The 19,434-nt window shown below is 68.3% G+C and carries 12 protein-coding genes and 1 pseudogene; 7 read left to right on the forward strand and 6 right to left on the reverse strand.

All coding sequences use genetic code 11. From position 1 onward, the window contains the following. The first annotated feature begins 411 nt into the window (after window positions 1–411). Together AWC07_RS01750 and AWC07_RS01755 are read left to right on the forward strand one after the other, a co-directional pair. Entirely contained in the window at window positions 412–657 is a 246-nt protein-coding gene (locus AWC07_RS01750) for a type II toxin-antitoxin system VapB family antitoxin (protein WP_036408740.1), read from the forward strand. Next, window positions 654–1,061: a type II toxin-antitoxin system VapC family toxin gene (locus AWC07_RS01755; RefSeq protein WP_036408743.1), complete on the forward strand. Its 408-nt coding sequence runs from the start codon at window positions 654–656 to the stop codon at window positions 1,059–1,061. The genes AWC07_RS01750 and AWC07_RS01755 overlap by 4 nt, the downstream gene beginning before the upstream one ends. Before the next feature lie 112 nt (window positions 1,062–1,173). Here the strand turns inward: AWC07_RS01755 and AWC07_RS01760 are convergent, their stop codons facing one another. Then, on the reverse strand, window positions 1,174–2,325 hold the full coding sequence (locus tag AWC07_RS01760; protein ID WP_036408745.1) for an FIST signal transduction protein: 1,152 nt from the start codon (window positions 2,323–2,325) through the stop codon (window positions 1,174–1,176). A gap of 80 nt (window positions 2,326–2,405) precedes the next feature. Then, complete coding sequence (locus AWC07_RS01765; protein WP_036408772.1) at window positions 2,406–4,952, reverse strand: SEC-C domain-containing protein; 2,547 nt, start codon at window positions 4,950–4,952, stop codon at window positions 2,406–2,408. A gap of 120 nt (window positions 4,953–5,072) precedes the next feature. On the opposite strand from AWC07_RS01765, the gene AWC07_RS01770 reads away from it, so the two are divergent. The 4 genes and pseudogenes from AWC07_RS01770 to AWC07_RS01785 all read left to right on the forward strand — a co-directional run. Continuing rightward, window positions 5,073–5,300, forward strand: coding sequence for a hypothetical protein (locus tag AWC07_RS01770; RefSeq protein ID WP_036408748.1), 228 nt, complete (start codon window positions 5,073–5,075; stop codon window positions 5,298–5,300). Next, the gene (locus AWC07_RS01775) at window positions 5,297–5,698 is read left to right on the forward strand and encodes a TA system VapC family ribonuclease toxin (RefSeq protein ID WP_036408751.1); all 402 of its coding nucleotides are present in this window, start codon (window positions 5,297–5,299) and stop codon (window positions 5,696–5,698) included. Before AWC07_RS01770 ends, AWC07_RS01775 begins: the two co-directional genes overlap by 4 nt. Before the next feature lie 84 nt (window positions 5,699–5,782). Then, window positions 5,783–6,739, forward strand: coding sequence for a class I SAM-dependent methyltransferase (locus tag AWC07_RS01780; RefSeq protein ID WP_036408754.1), 957 nt, complete (start codon window positions 5,783–5,785; stop codon window positions 6,737–6,739). A 27-nt stretch (window positions 6,740–6,766) separates the two neighbouring features. Then, window positions 6,767–7,207, forward strand: a pseudogene (locus AWC07_RS01785) (hypothetical protein); the annotation flags it as partial. A 178-nt stretch (window positions 7,208–7,385) separates the two neighbouring features. Here AWC07_RS01785 and AWC07_RS01790 read toward each other — a convergent pair. Next, the gene (locus AWC07_RS01790) at window positions 7,386–8,648 is read right to left on the reverse strand and encodes a metal-dependent hydrolase family protein (protein ID WP_036408761.1); all 1,263 of its coding nucleotides are present in this window, start codon (window positions 8,646–8,648) and stop codon (window positions 7,386–7,388) included. Window positions 8,649–9,287: 639 nt separating this feature from the next. Between AWC07_RS01790 and AWC07_RS01795 the strand changes: the two genes are divergently transcribed. Continuing rightward, window positions 9,288–10,835 carry an HNH endonuclease signature motif containing protein gene (locus AWC07_RS01795; protein WP_036408764.1) on the forward strand — a complete coding sequence of 516 codons (1,548 nt, stop codon included), beginning with the start codon at window positions 9,288–9,290 and terminating at the stop codon, window positions 10,833–10,835. A 295-nt stretch (window positions 10,836–11,130) separates the two neighbouring features. Here the strand turns inward: AWC07_RS01795 and recD are convergent, their stop codons facing one another. From recD to recC, 3 genes are read right to left on the reverse strand one after another with little or no spacing between them, the layout of a single operon-like run. Beyond that, window positions 11,131–12,858, reverse strand: a complete 1,728-nt coding sequence (gene recD, locus AWC07_RS01800) for an exodeoxyribonuclease V subunit alpha (protein ID WP_036408766.1) — start codon at window positions 12,856–12,858, stop codon at window positions 11,131–11,133. Continuing rightward, window positions 12,855–16,133: an exodeoxyribonuclease V subunit beta gene (recB, locus tag AWC07_RS01805; protein WP_036408769.1), complete on the reverse strand. Its 3,279-nt coding sequence runs from the start codon at window positions 16,131–16,133 to the stop codon at window positions 12,855–12,857. Before recB ends, recD begins: the two co-directional genes overlap by 4 nt. Continuing rightward, entirely contained in the window at window positions 16,133–19,417 is a 3,285-nt protein-coding gene (gene recC / locus AWC07_RS01810) for an exodeoxyribonuclease V subunit gamma (RefSeq protein WP_085104926.1), read from the reverse strand. Before recC ends, recB begins: the two co-directional genes overlap by 1 nt. Between the last annotated feature and the right edge of the window lie 17 nt (window positions 19,418–19,434).

Genomic DNA, 19,434 nt, shown 5'->3' on the forward strand with positions numbered 1-19,434 from the left:
ACATCATGCTCGCTGAGCCAAACAGGTGGTCCCTAGCTGGTGGCAAACCAGTGGTCCCTTCCCGGTGGCAAATGACACCGGAGCACACTCGATGAGCAGTTGGGAACTACCCCCTAGCTAGGGTGCGGATCCGTCCGCTATGCATATGCGCACCGCACGCAGCAAGCCGATGAATTCCGTCACCAGCGTGCCGTCGCTGGCCGGGATCGCTGCTCGCCTGAGCGCTATCGTCGTGTCGCGGTGTCGGCGCGCCTGGGGTCTACGCGGAAATACGTTGTGCCCCATAATGATCCACGCTGTACCGCCAAGCGGTGGTTGCGCCGGACGCGGTCGGGGCTAGCGAGGTTGTCCTTGAGACCTCTACTGACCAGGCGTACCCTGGTACCATCGCGCAGGTAGAAAGGTACCCGCATGGCGTTGAACATCAAAGACGCGTCGGTCCACCAAGCGGTCAGGCAGATCACCACGATCACCGGTGAGTCTCAGGCTCAGGCGGTGGCCACCGCGGTGAAGGAGCGTCTGGCCCGGCTGCAGAGGGACGATCTCGCCGCCCGGCTCCTGGCTATCGGCCACAACACCGCCAGCCGGATGAACCCAGAGACCAAGCGGCTGGACCATGCTGCAATGCTCTACGACGAGCGAGGGCTACCGGCGTGATCGCGGACACGTCGGCGATCATTGCGATCCTCACCGAAGAGGACGACGCGGCCCGCTGCGCCACCGCCATCGCCGCCGCCGACGTGAGAAGGCTTTCTGCGGCAAGCTATCTCGAATGCGGGATCGTTCTGGATTCCCTACGTGACCCGATCATCAGCAGAGGTTTGGACGAGCTACTCGAGGAAGCCGGGTTCGTGGTGGAGCCGGTGACCGAACGGCAGGCCCGGCTTGCGCGTCAGGCCTACGCAGATTTCGGCAAGGGCAGCGGCCATCCGGCCGGTTTGAACTTCGGCGATTGCCTGTCGTATGCACTGGCCACCGACCTACGTGAGCCACTGTTATGGAAAGGATGGAAGGGCAACGACTTTGGGCATACCGGCGTCCGATCCGCGCTGCCGGAATGAGCCCGCCGCCACCCGGCCGGCTTGTCGCTGAAAAGTCGCTGATAGCCGGGCACAACGCATAGTGCCCCCAGCCCGTGACAGATGTGACAATAGTGACCCAGATCCGCCCAGCTCACTCGACGAACAACGCCAACGACGCCGTGTAACCGTGCAGCGCGTTGCGCCCGAAAACCGGGCCGATCTCCCCGGCGGCGAAGAACCCGGCCAACGGAATCCCGCCCAGCAGGTCCTCGATCGTCGACGCGTCATGGTCGGCCACCCCGAACATCCGCCGCCCGCGCCCGTTGCAGGTGAACAGCAACGCACCCGCCGGCCGCCCGCCCAGCTCGGCTGCCGCCCGCTCTACGGCCAGGTGCAGGTCCTTGTCCGCCGACGCCGCGTCACGGACCTGGAACTGCACGGTGGTGCCGACCTCGACAACCTCGCCGATCTCGATGGCCCCGGTCGAGGGATCGGCGCCCAGCAGCCCGCGGATCAAGAAGTCGCCCTGCCCCGGAGCCGCCAAGTGCTCGTCGACCACAATGCCGATCTGCAGGCCACGGCTGACCAATTCCTGCTCGTGCAGCGGCAGCTCCTCGACGATCTCTCGCAGGCGCACCAACGGCGGGCGCCCGCCGAGCTCGGTGATCACCGCCCCGTCCGCGCCGGTGATGATGTAGGGACGGCCGATCGGCCGGCAGCCCTGCGACACGATCGGTATCCCGTGCACACCAGGCAGGCGCACCCCGACGAGCCCCGAGCTGAACACGCCGCCGTCGCGGAACAGCCGAGTGCCGCCCGGTCCACGTCCACCACTGGCCAGACCGCCCACCACCGTCGTCCCCGGCAGGTCGCTGTTGAGGTGCTCGATGAGCAAACCCGACGGGAAGGTGTACGGGTCGGGCAGCAGCAGATGCAGATCGTGTGCGGTCCGGTCGAACCGATAACCGGTGAGCAGCCCACCGGAGCCGGCGCGGACGAAATCCAGCTGGAACGTTTCGGCGGCCAGGCCCGACGCCAGCCAGACAGCCACTGCGGGCGAGTCCTCGATCTCATGCCGGCCGGCCACAACCGCCTGGGCGACACAACCGATCAGCGGGGGCGACCCGACGATCCCCTGCACCGCCTTGAGGACGTCAATCGCCTGGTCGGTGTGTGATCGCGATCCGAGTAGCACGGCCAGCGACGGCGCATCACCGGCGAGCTCGTCGCACGCCTGCGTTGCAGCCGCTACCGCCGCCTTCCGCGCATCGGGCGCGGTGGAGAAGCCGACTCCGATCCGCACCCTTCCATCATGCGCCGCCCGGCGGCTGTTTCCGCCGGAATTGGCGGCCGGTTCTGCAGAAACTCGGCGCGCCGTTCGAACTACAGGCCCAACGAGGCGCGCAGCCGGTTGACGTCCATGGCGCCGGCACCCGCCGCGGCGGGGAAGCTGTCGAGGAGTTTGATCAGGTCGCCGCGTCGGGTGGGGTCGTCGGCGGCCTGCCGCGGGGTGCGACCCTCTAGCGCGGGGAGGGGCCTGTCGAGCCATTTGGTTTCGTAGTCGCGAACGAACTCCTCGAGAGCGGCGGCCACCTCGGGCCCATCGGGCGCGTCGTCACCGCTAACCGGCAGCTGCTCGGCCAGCTCGCGGGTGTCGCCCATCGGGCGGCGAGAGTCCTCCAGCACGCTCATCGCCGGGTCCAGGGCGCCCACCGTGGCCAGCACCCGATCCATCCGCTCGTTGCTATTGGTCTCTACCCGCAGCGTGTCGGCGTCGAGCACCAGGGTCGCCCGGATCCATTGCGTCCCATCGTCGTTGACGTATTCGTGCCAGCGCGGCGGCGTTTCGCCTTCGACCCGGTCGTAGGTGTGGTCGAGCGCGGCCTGGATCGCGGCCGGGTCGCCGACGCGCACGGTGGCCGCACAGATCGCCAGCGGATCACCCTCGGTGTTGGTCAGCGCCGGCGGCGCGAACCGTTGGCTGAGGTACGCCACCAGCGTCACCGCGTCGGGTTCGGTGTCCAGCAGTTCGATCAGCGGGTCGCGCTCATACAGCGCGACCGGTTCCACGCCGCCGAAAAATCGCGTGGTGTCCCCGGTGGGCAGCACCCGCGCGCACAACAGCTGTCCCGGCATGAGCTGGCGGCTGGCCGCCTGCTCCCGCACCTCGTGGGTGTCGCCGCTGCGCAGGTCGCGCACGGTGACGCTGTGGCCGCGTTGCACCCGCTCCACCTCGAACACCGACCGCTGCACCAACAACCACTGCGGCGCCAGCAGTCGCTCGTCGTCGGGCAGCAACGACCCGCGGATCTCGAGGAACTCCTCGAACGCCCCGCCCTCGAACAGCACCGCATCGATCACCAGCGGATCACCCAGCGCGGTGGTGAGCGCGTACGGATCATCGCCGGCATGACGGGAGCGTTCGTAGGCCACGTCGATCAACAGCTCGTTCCAGCCGCTCACCAGAGCATGCTGGATGGCTTTCGCGTACAACCAGCGCGCCCGGTCATCCAGCGGCAGCTGTTCCCGCCCGAGATGGCATTTCTTGTACTTGCGCCCAGACCCGCACCAGCACAGGTCATTCCGCCCGACGTCACGGCGTGGCTCGGTCCGGTACTGCTCCAGCAGCTCCACCAGCGGGTAGTCCGGCTCCGCGCCGGCGCGGCGCAGCAACGCCAAACCGCGCTCGACGTCACCGCGATCGGAGGCGATGCGAGCCAGATCGAACAACGGCAACGGCCAATCCGGATCCATCGACTCGGCGGCCAGCAGTTCGCGTTCGGCGGCCTCGATGTCGCCGATGCGCTCCAGCGCCACCGCACGCAGCCACCGACACGCCACCCTCGCCGCACGGGGCACCTTCGACTCCAGCGCCTCGGCGAACAAACCCAGCGCGACGACCCCGACGCTTTCGGTGCCGACCGTCTCGGCCACCAGCAGCTCGGCCAGTGGCGGATCGGCGAGTGCGGTCCCCAACTCACCGACAAGATCGGCAAGATGGTCGAACTCGGGCGTGGCCAGGCCAGCGAGGGCGGCAGCAACAGCCTCCTCCGGCGAGTCATCCTCCACGGCGGCCGCGAGCAACAGTGCTATCCGGTCGTAGAACCTGATCAACGTGAACAGCGCGAACGCGTCCTCGGCGTCGAGGTCATGCCGCTCGGCCAGCGCGGCGCAACCCTGATCGAATTGCCAAGCGTCGAAATCGAATCCGCGTGTTGCAAGCCATTCGCCGCGGCGCTCGAGACCATAGTCGTCGACGATCTCGGATAGCGGCGGCAGCGGCTCGGTGAACAGCTGCGGGTTCTCGGCGCACACCGTCCACACCGCGGCGTCGAAGTACTCGGGCTCCTCCGCGTCGAGCGTCGCGGCCAGCCGGGCGCCCACGTCGCCGGCGGGCCCGGTATCGGAGACCCGCTCGACCGTGAGGCCCTGGTCGGTCAGCCGTATTCCGACCAGGTCGCCCTCGGCCACCCCCAACGCCGCCAACGTGCTCGGCGCCAGGAGCAGCGCCCCGTGCGGGTCGACCGCCTCGTCGGGAATGCCTCGCTGTTCGAGCAGCCCGTCATCAAATTCGGCGATGATGACTTGCGCCGGTGTACCGTCAGCGAGTCGCCGGTACTCTTCGTGCTCGCAGAGCGCGGTGATGGGGTCCAGATCCGGGGTCACCGTGAGCAGGTCGTGGGCCAGCTCGGCTGCTCCGACCCGGTGTGTGAACACCCGACCGGCCAGCACCGTCGGCAGCCACACCCACCTATTGTCGACCAATTGCCTTGCCGGAGTTTCGATTTCGTCGAGAACCTGGTCCAGCACGGCATCCAGATCGGCCACGCCGCCGTCCCGTAGCCGCGCTGCGAACTCGTCCGCGTCCAACGGGCCGTGTTCGGTCAGGATTCTTGCTAGGGTCTCGGACCCGCCGACGGCATCAGTCACGGCGACCACCCTATGCGCCGGCGAGCCGCGCCGCGAGAACCCGCCGGCCTACTTCGGATTGTTGGTCGGCTCGAAGCCGGCTTCATCATGACATCGTGATGCAGTGATGTAGCCTTGGGTGTGCGTACCACCATTGATCTCCCCGACGACCTGCACAAACAGGCGCTGGCTATCGCCCGGGACACTCGCCGCACCTTAAGTGAAACCGTTGCCGACCTCATACGACGCGGCCTGGGAGCCGGCCGTACCGCCGCGATCTCCACCGATCCCAGGACCGGGTTGCCACTGGTGAGCGTCGGCAAAGTCGTGACCTCCGAGGACGTGCGCTCGTTGGAGGATGAGGCGTGATCGCGCTGCTGGACGCGAACGTGCTGATCGCACTGGTGGTCGCCGAGCATGTGCATCACGACGCCGCCGCGGCATGGCTGTCCACGCGTGACGCCGGCTTCGCGACGTGCCCCATCACGCAGGGAAGTCTGGTTCGATTCTTGATGCGGACGGGCCAATCCGCGGCAGCGGCGCGGGAGGTGGTCAGCGCCGTCGAAACCGCAAAGCGCCACGAGTTCTGGCCCGACAGCGTCTCTTTTGCCGATGTCGAGATCGGAGGAGTGGTCGGCCACCGACAGGTGACCGATGCTTACCTGGCTCAGCTGGCCCGAAGCCGCAACGGGCAGTTGGCGACTCTCGATAGCGGACTGGCGCACTTGCACAGCGACGTCGCGGCCCTCATACCGACGGCCTGCTGACACCCGGCCAACCGGTGTGCCCCGACCCGGACCTACGGCTCGGGTACCGGCACGTAGGGTCGGTGTCGACGGGAGGAAGCGTGCATGGCCAGAACCGCCAGAACAGATAACGACAGCTGGGAGATCACCGAGAGCGTGGGCGCGACGGCGCTGGGCGTGGCGGCGGCGCGTGCGGCCGAAACCGAGAGCGAGAGTCCGCTGATCAGCGATCCGTTCGCGCGGATTTTCCTCGACGCGGCCGGCGACGGCGTGTGGAACTGGTATTCGGGGTCGCAGCTGCCCGCCGAAGTCCTCGAAGCCGAGCCCGAGGTGTCGCTGCGGATGCAGGCAATGACCAACTATATGGCCTGCCGCACAGCGTTTTTCGACACCTTCTTCCGGGACGCGACCCGAGCGGGCATCGGTCAGGCGGTGATTCTGGCGGCCGGCCTGGACTCGCGGTGCTGGCGGTTGCCGTGGCCCGACGGCACCACGGTCTACGAACTCGACCAGCCCAAGGTGCTGGAATTCAAAACGGCGACGCTGCGCGAGCACGGGGCCGAGCCGACCTGCCGTCGCGTCGGCGTCCCAGTTGACCTGCGCCAAGACTGGCCGAAGGCGTTGCAGCAGGCCGGTTTCGACGCGTCGGCCCCGAGCGCATGGTCGGCCGAGGGACTCATGCCGTACTTGCCGGCAGCAGCCCAGGATCTGCTGTTCAACCGCGTTCAGGGCCTCACCGTCACCGGAAGCCGGATCGCTGTCGAGGCGCTCGGACCCGACTTTCTGGACCCCGCGTTCCGCGCCAAGCGGCGCGAGCGGATGGACCGCGTCCGAGCTCTGATGGCCAAGGTCGACCCGCAGCGCGAGGTGCCCAGTACCGATGAGCTGTGGTACTTCGAGGAGCGCGACGACGTCGGCGACTGGCTGCGCCGCCACGGCTGGGAGGTGACGGTGACGCCGTCGGCGCAGCTGATGGCCGGCTACGACCGCAACCCGCCGAAGGAGGTCCAAGACAGCGCGCCGCGGAATCTGTTCGTGTCCGCGGTGCGGGCCGGCGCCTAGCACAATACGTACGGGGCCGCGGCGGGCCACCCGTATGTGCACGCGTTCAGCCCCGCCATCGATCCGCCGTGGGAGACTCGCTCGGACTACGAGGCGTTCGGGGCGATCGCGAGCGCCTTCTCGACGCTGGCGGCCAAGCACCTCGGCACCCGCACCGATATCGTGCTCGGCGCGCTTGCGCACGACACGCCCGGCGCGATGGCGTACCCGTCGGGCGTCGAATATAACTGGCGCACAGTAGGAGAGCGGCCCAAGCCGGGAAAGACGATGGGTACCATCGCGGACAGGTTGGCGCATCTGGCCGAAGGCAGCGAGGAACGCCGCATCACCTATGCCGACGCGCAGGCTCGCCCGGTGCCGGTGATCACCAGCCCGGAGTGGTCCGGCAGCGAGACCGGCAGGCGCCGATATGCCCCGTTCACGGTGAATATCGAGGAACTCAAGCCGTTTCACACGCTGACCGGCCGTCGTTCGATCAGCGCTCGACGACTCGCGCAATGGCCGCCAGGTACCACAGCCCGAGTAGGAAGCCGGCGAACACGGCGAGGCGCGCGATGTGGTGTCGCCAGGATGAAAGTGGAGAACCGTCGTTGTCGACCATGCTGACCCCGATTGTTCCGCACTGCCATGTCCAGGCACGCCCTGGCTAGTCCGCAGTGCCTTTGACTAGACGGCCGTCCTTGATGATGGCGACGAACGCCTCGTCGGGCCGGGCGATCAGCGAGATGTCGGCCACCGGATTGCCGTCGATGAGAACCAAGTCGGCCAGGGCACCTTCGGCCACGACGCCCAGCCGGCCGGGGTACGGGTTACGCGGCCCGGACATGGCCAAGAGTTCGGCGTTGCGGATCGTCGCCTGCTGCAGCACCTCGGCGGGCGTATACCAGCGGGTGAGCTCGGCCAGCTGGGCGCCCTGCCGGCTGGCGAGCGTGGCGTCGAACAATATGTCGGTTCCGAACGCGACGTTGACCCTGTGCTTGATCGCAAGCCGATACGCGGCATCGGTGCCGGAGACCACTTGCCGCAGCTTTGCCCTCGTCTGCGGTGTGACGGGGATCGTGGGCTCGTCGGCAAGGAAGGGCTGCAGGCACCACCAGATGTCGTTTTCCGCGAGTAGTGCGGCGGTGTCCTCGTCGATGAGGTGGCCGTGCTCGATGCACCGGACCCCGGCGGCGACGGCAGTGCGTATCGCGCGCGGCGTGTAGGCGTGCACGGTGACGTAGGTGCCCCAGTTCTCCGCGGCCGCCACCGCGGCGCGGATCTCGGCTTCGGTGAACTGGGCCACGTCGACCGGGTCGTAGGTCGAGGTGATACCGCCGCCGGCCATCAGCTTGAGCTGAGAGGCGCCGCGCCGCAACATCTCTCGCGCTCCCCGTAGCACTTCGGCTTCGCCGTCGGCGATGACTGCGGCCCCGATGATCTCGGTGTAGCTCAGGTGTCCGCAGACACCGCGAGGGACCTCGTGGGGCAGCCGGAAGTCGCCGTGTCCGCCGGTCTGGGAGATGAACCCGCCGGACGGGTAAATGCGCGGGCCGACGATCACGCCTTCGTCGATGGCCTGCTTGATTCCGAACACCGGCCCGCCGAGATCGCGGACCGTGGTGAAGCCGCGTAGCAGTGTGTCCCGGGCACCGACGATCGCCCGGGCGTAGACGTAGCCGAGCTCGCTGAGCTGAGCCGCCGCCGCCGGGATGGTGGCGAACATCGCATGCCAGTGCGCGTCAATCAGCCCGGGAATCAACGTCTTTGCGGTCCCGTCGATCTGCGAGCCGGAGAATTCCGTCGAACCCGCGGGTGCGACCGCGGCGATCACTCCCTCCCGGACGGCGACATCCAGCGGCCCGATGACCCGGCCGTCGACGCTGTCGAAGACGTCGACGTTGGAAATGCGCAGCTCGTGTGTGTCCATGCCAGCTCCGAATCGGGGTGCAGCGGGTCGGCGAACCCCCGACGTAGTGTATGGTCCAGGCCGGACGTCCTTTTGGACCAAAGTTCGGTTGACGGTGACAAATTGTGACGAGATTGCTACCGCAGTCGCCAACTGACCAAGTGACGGTCAATTACCGTTGCTGGGTACGTCGGTGAGGTGTCGGAGTATCGCAGTTGACACATGAGCAGCTGCCTCCCTGGCGTAGAACATGATTCGTCGTTCTGTGAGGCGGTGTTTTGTCGTCGTTCTCCGTGGGTGATCATTGGCGAGCCCCCGGATGGTCGTCGGTGTGGCGCAACCACTGGACACCGAGGTTGTCCTTTGCCCGGCCAAGGGATCGGCATCAAATCGGCACCTACTCCTATCCATCGCTGAACATGGCTTCCTGCTCACCGGCAGGCATGAGGTCGAGCAAGCCGTAGTGCTTTGGGCCGAGGCGGCCGTTCTGTGCTCGCCACCGAGTTGTCGATACGCGCGCGCGCAAACGGTGAGCAGCTCGCCGAAGGGTCGTACCTGAGTTGGTGCTTGTGGTGCCGCGGCGGCAGGGTGATCACGTCGTTGTCGGGCGGGTGGTCAGTTCAGATCGTGTTGTCGGTGCCTTCGTCTAGTATCGCTCATATGTTCGAAGTGTCGTTGCCGGATCCGGCTGAACTGCGCCGATGCGACGACTCTGCGCTGGTGGCAGCGATCGAGGACTGCGCTCGCGCGGAGGCGGCCGCGAGTGCTCGGCGGTTGTCGGCGATCGCCGCGCTGACCTGTCGGCGCACCGCCAGTGACCAGCGCGCAGACTGGGCTTGCGACGAATGGGACAGCGCTGCTGCCGAGGTGGCTGCCGCGCTGGGTCTGAGTCAGGGCAGGGCGTCTGGGCAGATGCATCTGAGCCTGGCGTTGAATCGGCTGCCCAAGGTGGCGGCGCTGTTTTTGGCCGGAGGGCTTAGCGCGCGGTTGATGTCGGTCATCGCGTGGCGGACCTATCTGGTCCGCGACCCCGAGGCGCAGCGACTCGTCGATGCCGCGGTGGCCGAACACGCCGGTGCGTGGGGGCCGTTGTCGGCGTCCAAATTGGAGCAGGCCATCGACGGGTGGGTTGATCGCTACGACCCCGGTGCGTTGCGGCGCACCCGTGCGGCGGCCCGCAGCCGCGACGTGTGCTTCGGCGAACCCGACGACGACGTGGGCACCGCCGCGTTGTGGGGCCGGCTATATGCCACCGACGCCGCGATGCTGGATCGGCGGCTGAAACAGATGGCCCACGGGGTGTGCGACGACGACCCGCGCACCCTGGCTCAGCGCCGCGCCGATGCGCTGGGCGCATTGGCCGCAGGCGCCGAACGGCTGGTGTGCGGGTGCGGTAACGCCGACTGTCCCTGCGGTGCCGGCGACACTAACGAGCGGGCCAGCGGTGTGGTCATCCACGTCGTCGCCGAGTCCTGTGCGCTGGATGCTGCAGCTGACCCGCACATGTCGGGTGAGGTGCACCCATCGCGGCCAATCACTCCGGAGATGACGCTGGTCGAGGCGTTGGCGCCGGACCCCGAACCCGATCAGCCCGCGGCGTCATCGGTCAAGCCGCCGGCCGCGTTGATTACCAGCGGGGGTGTGGTGCCTGCGCCGCTGCTGGCCGAGTTGATCCGCGGTGGGGCCACCATCAGCCCCGTGCGCCAACCCGGCGGCCTTGGGTTAGAGCCGCACCACCGACCGTCGGCCAAGCTGGCGGAGTTCATCCGAATCCGCGATTTGACGTGCCGGTTCCCCGGATGTGACGTGCCCGCCGAATTTTGTGACATCGACCATACGGTGCCCTGGCCGTTGGGGCCCACACATCCGTCAAACCTTAAGTGTGCGTGTCGAAAACACCACCTGTTGAAAACGTTCTGGACGGCCTGGAAGGATGAGCAGCTGCCCGACGGCACCGTTATCTGGACCGCACCCAACGGAGGGACCTACACCACCCGCCCCGGCAGCTGGATCTTCTTTCCCGCCTGGAACACCACCACCGGCGACTTGCCCCCAACACCAACCCCCGCAACTACTATCGGTGACCGCGGCGTGATGATGCCCCACCGGCAACGCACCCGAGCCGCCGAGGTCGCCCGCCGCATCAAATCCGAACGGGCCCTCAACGACGCCCACGTCGCCGAACGCAACAAGCCACCACCATTTTGACCAAGAGCGCTGGTGCACGGAACGCGCGCCGGACAGCCGAATACGGCCCTTGCCGTCAAACGAAGACAGCGGATTCGCCTACCGCCGGGGTTCAATTTGTCGACCGGCGAGACTTCATTCAGCCGTATTTCCCGGGCAGCTATCACTGTCTGACGGGCGCGCCCGGAGCCGCTCGCGTTGATCACCTCGCCGATGGATGGTGTAGTCCGATTACCGTCGAGGTCGGTCGCTTCGCGATCACGTCATTGATCGGGTACGGCGGAGACGGGGGTGAGGGTACCAAGAAGAAGGAACATCACTGCCGCTGCAATCGCATTCGCAACCCGGACGCCCGCACCGCGCGTCGCTCCACCGCGGCCCGCACCGACGCCTCGGAACCGACCACCCGCACCTTCTCCTTGGCCCGGGTGACCGCGGTGTAGAAGAGCTCACGCGTCAACAACCGTGAATCCGGTTCCGGCAGTAGAACTGTCACCGCATCGGCCTGGCTGCCCTGGCTCTTGTGGATGGTCATGGCGTGCATGGTGTCGACGTCGGACAGCCGGCCCGCGGCGAAGTCGAGCGGACCGGTTGCGCCGGCGAGGACGGCGCGAAGACCGTCCGGGCCGGCCACGGCCACACCGGTGTCGCCGTTGTACACCCGCAACCCGTAGTCGTTGGCGGTCACCAGCAGCGGCCTCCCGGCATACCACTGCGACCAGGGCGGCAGGCCCGTCTCTTCGGCCAGCCAGGTCTCCACCTGTCGGTTCCAGTGCCCGACACCGAAGGGCCCGCGCCGGTGCGCGCACAGCATCCGGTGCTCGTCGAGTATGCCCAACGCCACGTCCACGGCTCCCAGGAGCGCCGCCTCGCGCAGCCGCAACGCATGCGGCACCAACACCGCGCGCAACCGTGACGTCGGGTCTTCGTCGTCGATGAACTCGATGTGCTCGTCATCCGATCGCAGCAGGGTGAGCAGCCGATCCGCGTCGCCGCTGCGAATCGCATCGGCCAGGGTCCCAATCGATTTGCCGAACCGGTGCGAGGTGCGCAGCGCGGCCACCCGCACGTCGTCACGCGCCGCTAGCCCGTCCACCAGATCCGCCAGCACCGCACCGGCTTCCACCGAGGCCAGCTGGTCGGAGTCGCCCACCAGAATCAGCCGCGCGCCAGGGCGGACCGCTTCCAGCAACCGCGCCATCAGCGTCAGCGACACCATCGACGTCTCGTCGACCACGATCACGTCGTGCGGCAACCGATTGCCGCGATGGTGCCGAAACCGCGACGACGTGTCGGGCCTGCTGCCGAGCAGCCGATGCAGCGTAACCGCCTGCAATTGGCCGAGTCTCATGCGATCGGCCGCATCGAGACGGGTCACCTCGTGGCGTGCCGCCTCGGCCAGCCGCGCCGCAGCCTTGCCCGTCGGCGCTGCCAGGGCGATGCGGGGCCGCGACCGGCCGGCCAGTTCGGCTTGTTCGGCCAGCGCCGCCAGCAGCCGCGCCACCGTGGTGGTCTTGCCGGTCCCCGGCCCGCCGGTGAGTACCGTCACGCCCTGCGCCACCGCGATTTCCGCCGCGCTGCGCTGCTCTTCGAAGCCCGACGGGAACAGTCGCTCAAAGGCCGGCACCTCGGCGTCAGGGCCTTTCGGTGTGGGAACCAGCATGGCCACCAAGTCGTCACACACCTGCTGTTCCTCGCGCCAGTAACGGTCGAGGTACAGCAGCCGGTCGTCATAGAGATGCAGCACCGGCGGATCCGTGAGCAGCGTGCTGGCGCGCACCGCGGCCAGCCACTGCGCGAGATCCGGCCACGGTAGGCCGTCAGCGGCCACCGCGATCGTCGACAAGTCCACGCACACCGACCCGCCGCGCAGTGCCCGCACCGCCAGCGCCGCGGCCAGCGCCACCCGGTCGTCCCTTTCCGCGCCCAGGGCGCAAAGACGCTGTGCCACGTGGACATCGGCAAAATCGAGGACCCCGGCCTCGTTGAAGGCGCGCAGCAGGCCCACCGCGGTAACGGCGGGCTCGACGTCGGCAACGCTCACGCGGCTCGTCTCCCGTCATCCAGAAGATCTGACAGCGCCACCACCAAGTCGGCCGGCGCGGCCCAGTCGAACACGCCGGCCGGGTGCCCGTCCAAGATCGGCGTGTCAACACCACACATTCCCCGCACGAACAGGTACAGCACCCCGCCCAGATGCCGCCGCGGGTCGTATCCGGGCTGCCGCCACCGCAGAAACCTATGCAGCACAACCACATACAGCAGGGCCTGCAACGGGTAGTCGGAATGCAGCATGGCCTCGGTCAAGCGGGCGAAATCGTAGTCGGCGGCGGTGGCGCCCAAGTGGTTGGTCTTGTAGTCCACCACCAGGTATCGCTGCTGCGGCAACCGCAACACCACGTCTATCGACCCGGACAGATACCCCCGCAACGACTGACCGCCCAAACCTGACGACGTCAACCGATCGGCGTAGGACCGGAACGGATCACCGCGCGGCAGGTGTACCCGCAGCAACTCGCCCACATCCGACAGTGACACCCGAGACACCCGCGGCGCGCGGGCCCTCAGATCACCACCCGCCAGCGGAATCTCAAAGTCCATCTCCCGCAGCCGATCCCGCACCCCGATCTGGCGCAATGTCAAGCCGCCGGCCAGCGGGCCCAGCGGCGAATCGTGCATTGGCACCAGCGCCGTCGCCAGCTCGGCGGCATCCGCGTCGACCGGCCACCACGGCGCGTGCCGTCGCACCTGCCCCTCGAGCTCGCCAGCCAAGTCGGCGGCCTGGGGGTCGGCCGTTTCCAGCACCGCATGCACCAGCGACCCGAACGCCGCACCGGACGGCATGGCCGCCAGCGGCGAGTCGAGGTCGGCACCCGAACCCGGCTCGCTGACGACCACCGCATCCACCTCGTCGTCGCGCACGTCGACCTCGGGCTCGCTGGTCACGCCGGACGTCGCAATCGCATCTGCGGCGCGCACCAGCGCCGAATACGACGTGCGCCGCCAGCTGGTGTCGATCTGGCGGTGGAAATGCCGGACCGCGAAACCGTCAGCCGCCGAGCTGGTTTCGATGGCGGCGGGGGAGACGATCGTCGATTCCTCGACCGACGGTCCGCCGGCTTCCTGCCAGCGCGTGAACACTGCCCACGCGTCGTCGTCGCAGATGCGCGGTCTGCACCTATCCGGCACCACAGGGTCACCGCTGCCACGACCGCGCAGTAGCCGCGACAGGCCGCCGTTGACCTCGTCGACAGTTGGCGCCCACCAGGCCACCACTTGAGACTGGGCCCGGGTGAGCGCGACATAGGTGAGCCGGATGTTGTCGCGGGCCGCCTCGGCACGGTTCAACTCCTCGACCGATCGGCTCGTATCGCCACCGAGATAAAGGCAACGGGTATCGGTGTCGTCGTGATACAGCAGGATGTCGTCGCGCCGGACGTTTCGGTTGAACATGAACGGCACGTACACGATCGGAAACTGCAGACCCTTGGCCACGAACACCGTCATGATCTGCACCGCTGCGGCGTCACTGTCCAGGCGGCGGTTCTGCTCGGTCGCACGGGTGGTGTCGTCGCACTGCCTGCGCAGCCAATCACGAAGGGCCGGAAGGCCGTAGCGTTGCCGATGAGCCGTCTCGTGCAACAGCTGGGCGAGATGCGCCAGGTCGGTCATGTGTCGTTCGCCACCGCGTTGGCCCAACACCCGGCGGCCCATACCGCCCAACTGGGCGGCCTCGAACACCGCCGCCATACCCCGCAGCCGAGCCTGGTCCGTCCATTCACGAAGCGTCGCGGCCACCCGGTCGGTCAGCGTATCACCCTCAGCGGCAAGCGTTTCCGCAGTCTCGCCGAAGAACATGGTGCAGGCGGCGGCGCGGACCAGCCCGGTGCGCTGCGGCGCGTCGAAGGCCTCCAGCAGGCACAGCCAGTCTTTGGCGGCCCGCGACGCGAACACATCGGTGTCGCCGGTGTAGACCGCCGGGATACCCGCCCGCGCCAAGGCATCCCGGCAGGCCCGGGCGTCTCGGTGATGCTCGACGATCACCGCGATGTCCCCGGCCGCCACCGGCCGTCCGGCGAACCTGGCGCCGCTGGACAGCAGGGACGCGATGTCCCCGGCCAGGTCGGCGGGAATATGCTCGCGCAACAAGCCGATTGGCACATTGGCGGTACCGTCGTAGCCGACGGTCGGCCGCCTGACGATGCGCAGCCGGAACGGCGCGCCGCGCGGCGCCCCCTCCAGCCGATGTCCGCCGTGGTGCGCCTCGATGTCGTGCACCACGATCTCCGGATGGCCCAGCGCGGCACCCCGCAGCGCCGTCTGCAGGCTCTCGACGAGCACCCCGTCACTGCGCCAGTTGACTCCCAACGTGTAGCGGGCATCGGCGGTGCGGGCCGCCTTGAGGTAGGTGTAGATGTCGCCGCCGCGAAAGCCGTAAATGGCCTGCTTCGGGTCGCCGATCAGGATCAGCGTCGACACGCCCCGAAAGGCACGTTCCAGCACCTGCCACTGGATCGGATCGGTGTCCTGGAATTCGTCCACCAACACGATTCGCCACCGGCGCCGCATCTGCTCGCGAGCCGGCGAGTCCACTGCCGCAAGGGCTTTCGACAACCGCAGCAGCAGGTCGTCGTAGCCGAGAATCCGTAGCCGGCGCTTACGCCGTTCCAGCTCGTCGAGCACCTGCTCGGCGAAGTCCAACCGGACGCCGGCCGCGCTGTCCGGGTCGGGATCCAGCGGGCGCCGCTGCGCGTACGGATCGGCGACGACGTTGCGGGCCAGGTCGAGCGCCTGCGCATACGTCAGCACCGGATCGGTGTCGCTGTTGGCGAAGCGCGCGAGGTAGCAGTCATCGACGATCTCGGCCACCAGGTCGTCGAGGCTCTCCTGCAAGGCGAAGTCGGAATCACTGTCACCGGCCACGCCAAGGGATCTCAGCACCGATCCGCAGAACTCGTGCGTGGTGGCGATGGTGGCGGCATCGAAGTTGGCCAGCGCGTCACGCAGCCGAGCCAGCCGTACGGCGCGCCCGGCCTCGTCGCACAACAGGTGCCTGGCCAGATCAGTGTCGGGCGGCGTCCGGCCGTCCAAAGCGGCCACCGCCGCCACGATCTGGTCGCGAACGCGTTCGCGAAGCTCGCGGCTGGCCGCGCGGTTGAAGGTGATAAGCAGCATCTCGTCGAGGATGACGTCGGTCTCGGCGAGGTAGCGGGTCACCAGACCGGCCAGCGCGAACGTCTTTCCGGTGCCCGCGCTGGCCTCCAGCACAATGGTGGCGCCGTGCTCGGGCAGCGGCCCCAGCAGGTCGAAGCGCTCCATCAGCCGGTCCTCTCGGCGTTCAGCAGCGGCAGCCACAGCCTGGCCGCCAGCGCACCCAGGCGGGTGTCCTCCCCGGCCATCTCCTCGCCCGGGCGGGGCGCGCCAAGCAGCACACCGAAGGCGGGCTTGTCGCCCCAGACCCGTAGGTGCGCGGGCTCACGGTCGTCTCCGTCGCGAAACCTGTTGGATTCCCACCTTTCTCGCGCGGCCGCGGCGGGCTCGTCGCCGTCCCGGCGCGCCTGCGCCCACGCGTACGACGTTTTCAGCGGCAGCGGCAACGGCTCGCGCCGACCCGTGTCGTACAGCGACACCAGATCGCGCAGCACGGCCACGGGGTCCGGCGGCGGCGCCAATACCCTTCTGGCGGTACGGTTCCTGCTGGTTCCGCGGCCGATGCACAGCGCCGTCCAATCATGGCCCGGACGTTGAGCGGCCAACGCGACCAGCCCGATCCATGACGTCAGCACATGCTTCGGCGCCAGCTTGGAGTACGTCACCGAGACCAGATGCTCGCCGTAGACGGGCGTGACGGTCCCGCTGAGCCGGCGGCCGGTACCGAGATCGATGTCAATGTCGTAGGCGTCGCCGTCGGGCGCCATGTGTGGCAACGCGGCCCGGGCCAGCTGGCACGCACAGTCGAGGATTTCCTTGGTCTTGCGCACGCCAATCCGCCCGGGCGGCAGGGTTCCGCGGCGCCATTCGGCGTTGGCGGCCGCATCCGGATGCATGCCGCGCAGGATGTCGTGCAGTATCCGGTCGCCGACCGTCCACGCCTGCAGGGCGTCGATCTCGACGGGCATTTCGTCCTTGACGGTGTCGACGTCCCACGGCAGGGTGACGTCGAGTGCCCGGAAGAACCCTTTGACCGGGTTCTTGAAGAAGTCCAGCAGATCGGCCATCGTCACGTCACCGGCAGGCGGTTCAGGCAGCCGATCACCCACGAAAGCCACAGGCGCACAGCGCTTCCCGGTGGCCGCTTCGGCGGCCGCGAGCGCAGCAGGGTCAAAGGTGAACGGTGTGGCGGGCACCAGTGCGCCGGGTGTGACGTTCTTGCGATCGAAGGGCTGTAACGGATGTCTGGTGAGGATCTGCCGGCGAGCCGGCGTTACCGTCGTGCGATCCAGCGCGTCAAGGAGCTCGGCCAGCGGCACGGCCGGCGGACGCGGCTGCCCGGTGTGCTCGTCGGCGCCGGTGTAGGTGATCACCAATGTCTCGGTGGCCGAACCGATCGCGTCAAGCAGCAACTGGCGATCCTCGGAGCGCACGTCACGCTCACCGGTCATCGGCGCCCGCGCCAGCAGGTCGTCACCGTCGGGCGCGCTGTGCCGCGGGAAGATGCCGTCGTCGAGTCCGACCAGGCACACCACCCGATGCGGCACCGATCGCATCGGCACCATGGTGCACACGATCAGGGTGCCGGTGCGAAAGTTGGCCCGGGTGGGACGTCCGGCCAGTGACGCGTCCAGTAACGCCGACACGTCGGGCAGCCGCAGCAGCGTGGACACGCGGGCGCCGGCTTGCGCGCGGACGTCGGCGAATTCCCGCTGCAGCTGCGCCTGCTGCCACTCCTCGTCGCAGCGGGTGAGCAGGCCGATCCCGTCCGTCAAGGCGTCCAGCCAGTCGGTCAACGGCATTGCGCCACTGAGTCGTTCGACCACGTGATGCAACCGCGCGACGTACTCGGCCAGGCGCCCCGCCAGCTCCACCCGGTTGCTGCCGACGTCGTCGAGGGGCAGCGCGGTGTCCAGCCACGCCCGCGAGTCGTCCGACATCCCCACGCCGGTCAGGACGCGGTCGATGCCGAACCGCCAGGTGTTGTGCAGGAAACGCTCCAGCCCGTACGGCCGGCGATGGTGCCGGTCGAATCCCCACCGGGTGTTGGACTGGCGCACCCAGTCGGTGATCACGTCGAGATCGTCGTCGGTGAAACCGAAGCGGGCGCGCACCGGGACGGCTTGCGCGAGGTTGAGCACCTGGCTGGCGGTGGCACGACTGCCCGCAATGCCGAGCAGTTCGGCGGCGACGCCGAGCAGCGGATTGGTCTGGATGAGTGCGCGGTCGGCGAGCCGGACCCGCAGCCGGTGCGCCGGATGACCGGTACCGGCGACATCGCCCAGCCCGAAGCCGGCCACGATCAGTGGCGCGTAGGTCTCGATATCGGGGCACATCACCACCACGTCGCGCGGTTCCAGGGTCGGGTCGTCCTCCAGCAGGCCCAGTAGCACCTCGCGCAGCACGTCGACCTGTCTGGCCGGCCCGTGGCAGGCGTGAACCTGCACCGACCGGTCGCCGACGGCCAGCTGCCGTCCGTCCGGGCGCGTCGCGTTGGCGGCGATGTCGGTTTGCAGCCAGCCCAGCAACGTGTCGGGTTTAGTTGTGCGGCCGAGGAATTCGTCGGTCGCCGGAGCTGCCGGCAGCCCCCGTTGCAGCTCCCGCAGGTCGCGCCCGAGGGTTTGCAGCAGCGGATGCCGGGCGGCGTGCCCGCTGGTGTCCTGACGTCGTGGCACCGCGCCGTGGACACCGCCGAGCGCTTGCCACAGATCGTCACTGGGGTGGGGAAGCCACAGGTGCAGATCGTGATGAGTGGCCAGCGCGCCGAGCAGTTGCACGTCGGTGCATGCCAGCCGGGTGTGCCCGAAAAGCGACAGCCGCGGCGGCAGGTCGGCCGGACCTGCGGTCAGCCTTGCCACGGTCTTTTCGTGCCGGATGTGCGGCGGATCGGCCGGGACCGCGGCTACCAATGCCCGCCACAATTCGGGTTGCCACTCCAGGTCGGCGTCCACGTCGTCGAGGCGCCCTTCCAGCCAGCCGGCCAGCAGCGCAGGACGCTGCCGGGCGTAGGAGGCGAACAGCCCGGCCAGGCGGCGCGCCACCGAATAGCGGCGACCGCGGCGCAACTCGGCCTCGACGGCGTCGGTGTCGAAGTGGCCCAAATGCGTTGCCAGTGGGCGGCACCACGGTTCGTCGAGGACGGCGTCGATCACCTCCAGCAGCGGCCACGTCATGGCTTCCGGCGACCACGGGTCGGTGTCGGCGGTCCCGGTGATCTCGGCGATGAGCGATTGCGGGCTGCGGAATGCGACACCGGCACACACGCCGTCGCCGTGGGCGCCGCGACTGCCCAACACATGGGACAGGTGCTGGCTCAACCAGCGTTCCATGCCGCGGGCGGCGACCAGCACCAGCTCCGATGCGAACGGGTCGGGCAGCGGGTCGGCCAGCAGGGCGCCGAGTCCGTCGGCAAGGAGGTCGGTGCGCTCGGCACGGTGGAGATGAAGTGCCATCGCGGGCCACCATAGCG

Source organism: Mycobacterium gastri, assembly GCF_002102175.1.
In the GTDB taxonomy this organism is placed as follows: domain Bacteria; phylum Actinomycetota; class Actinomycetes; order Mycobacteriales; family Mycobacteriaceae; genus Mycobacterium; species Mycobacterium gastri.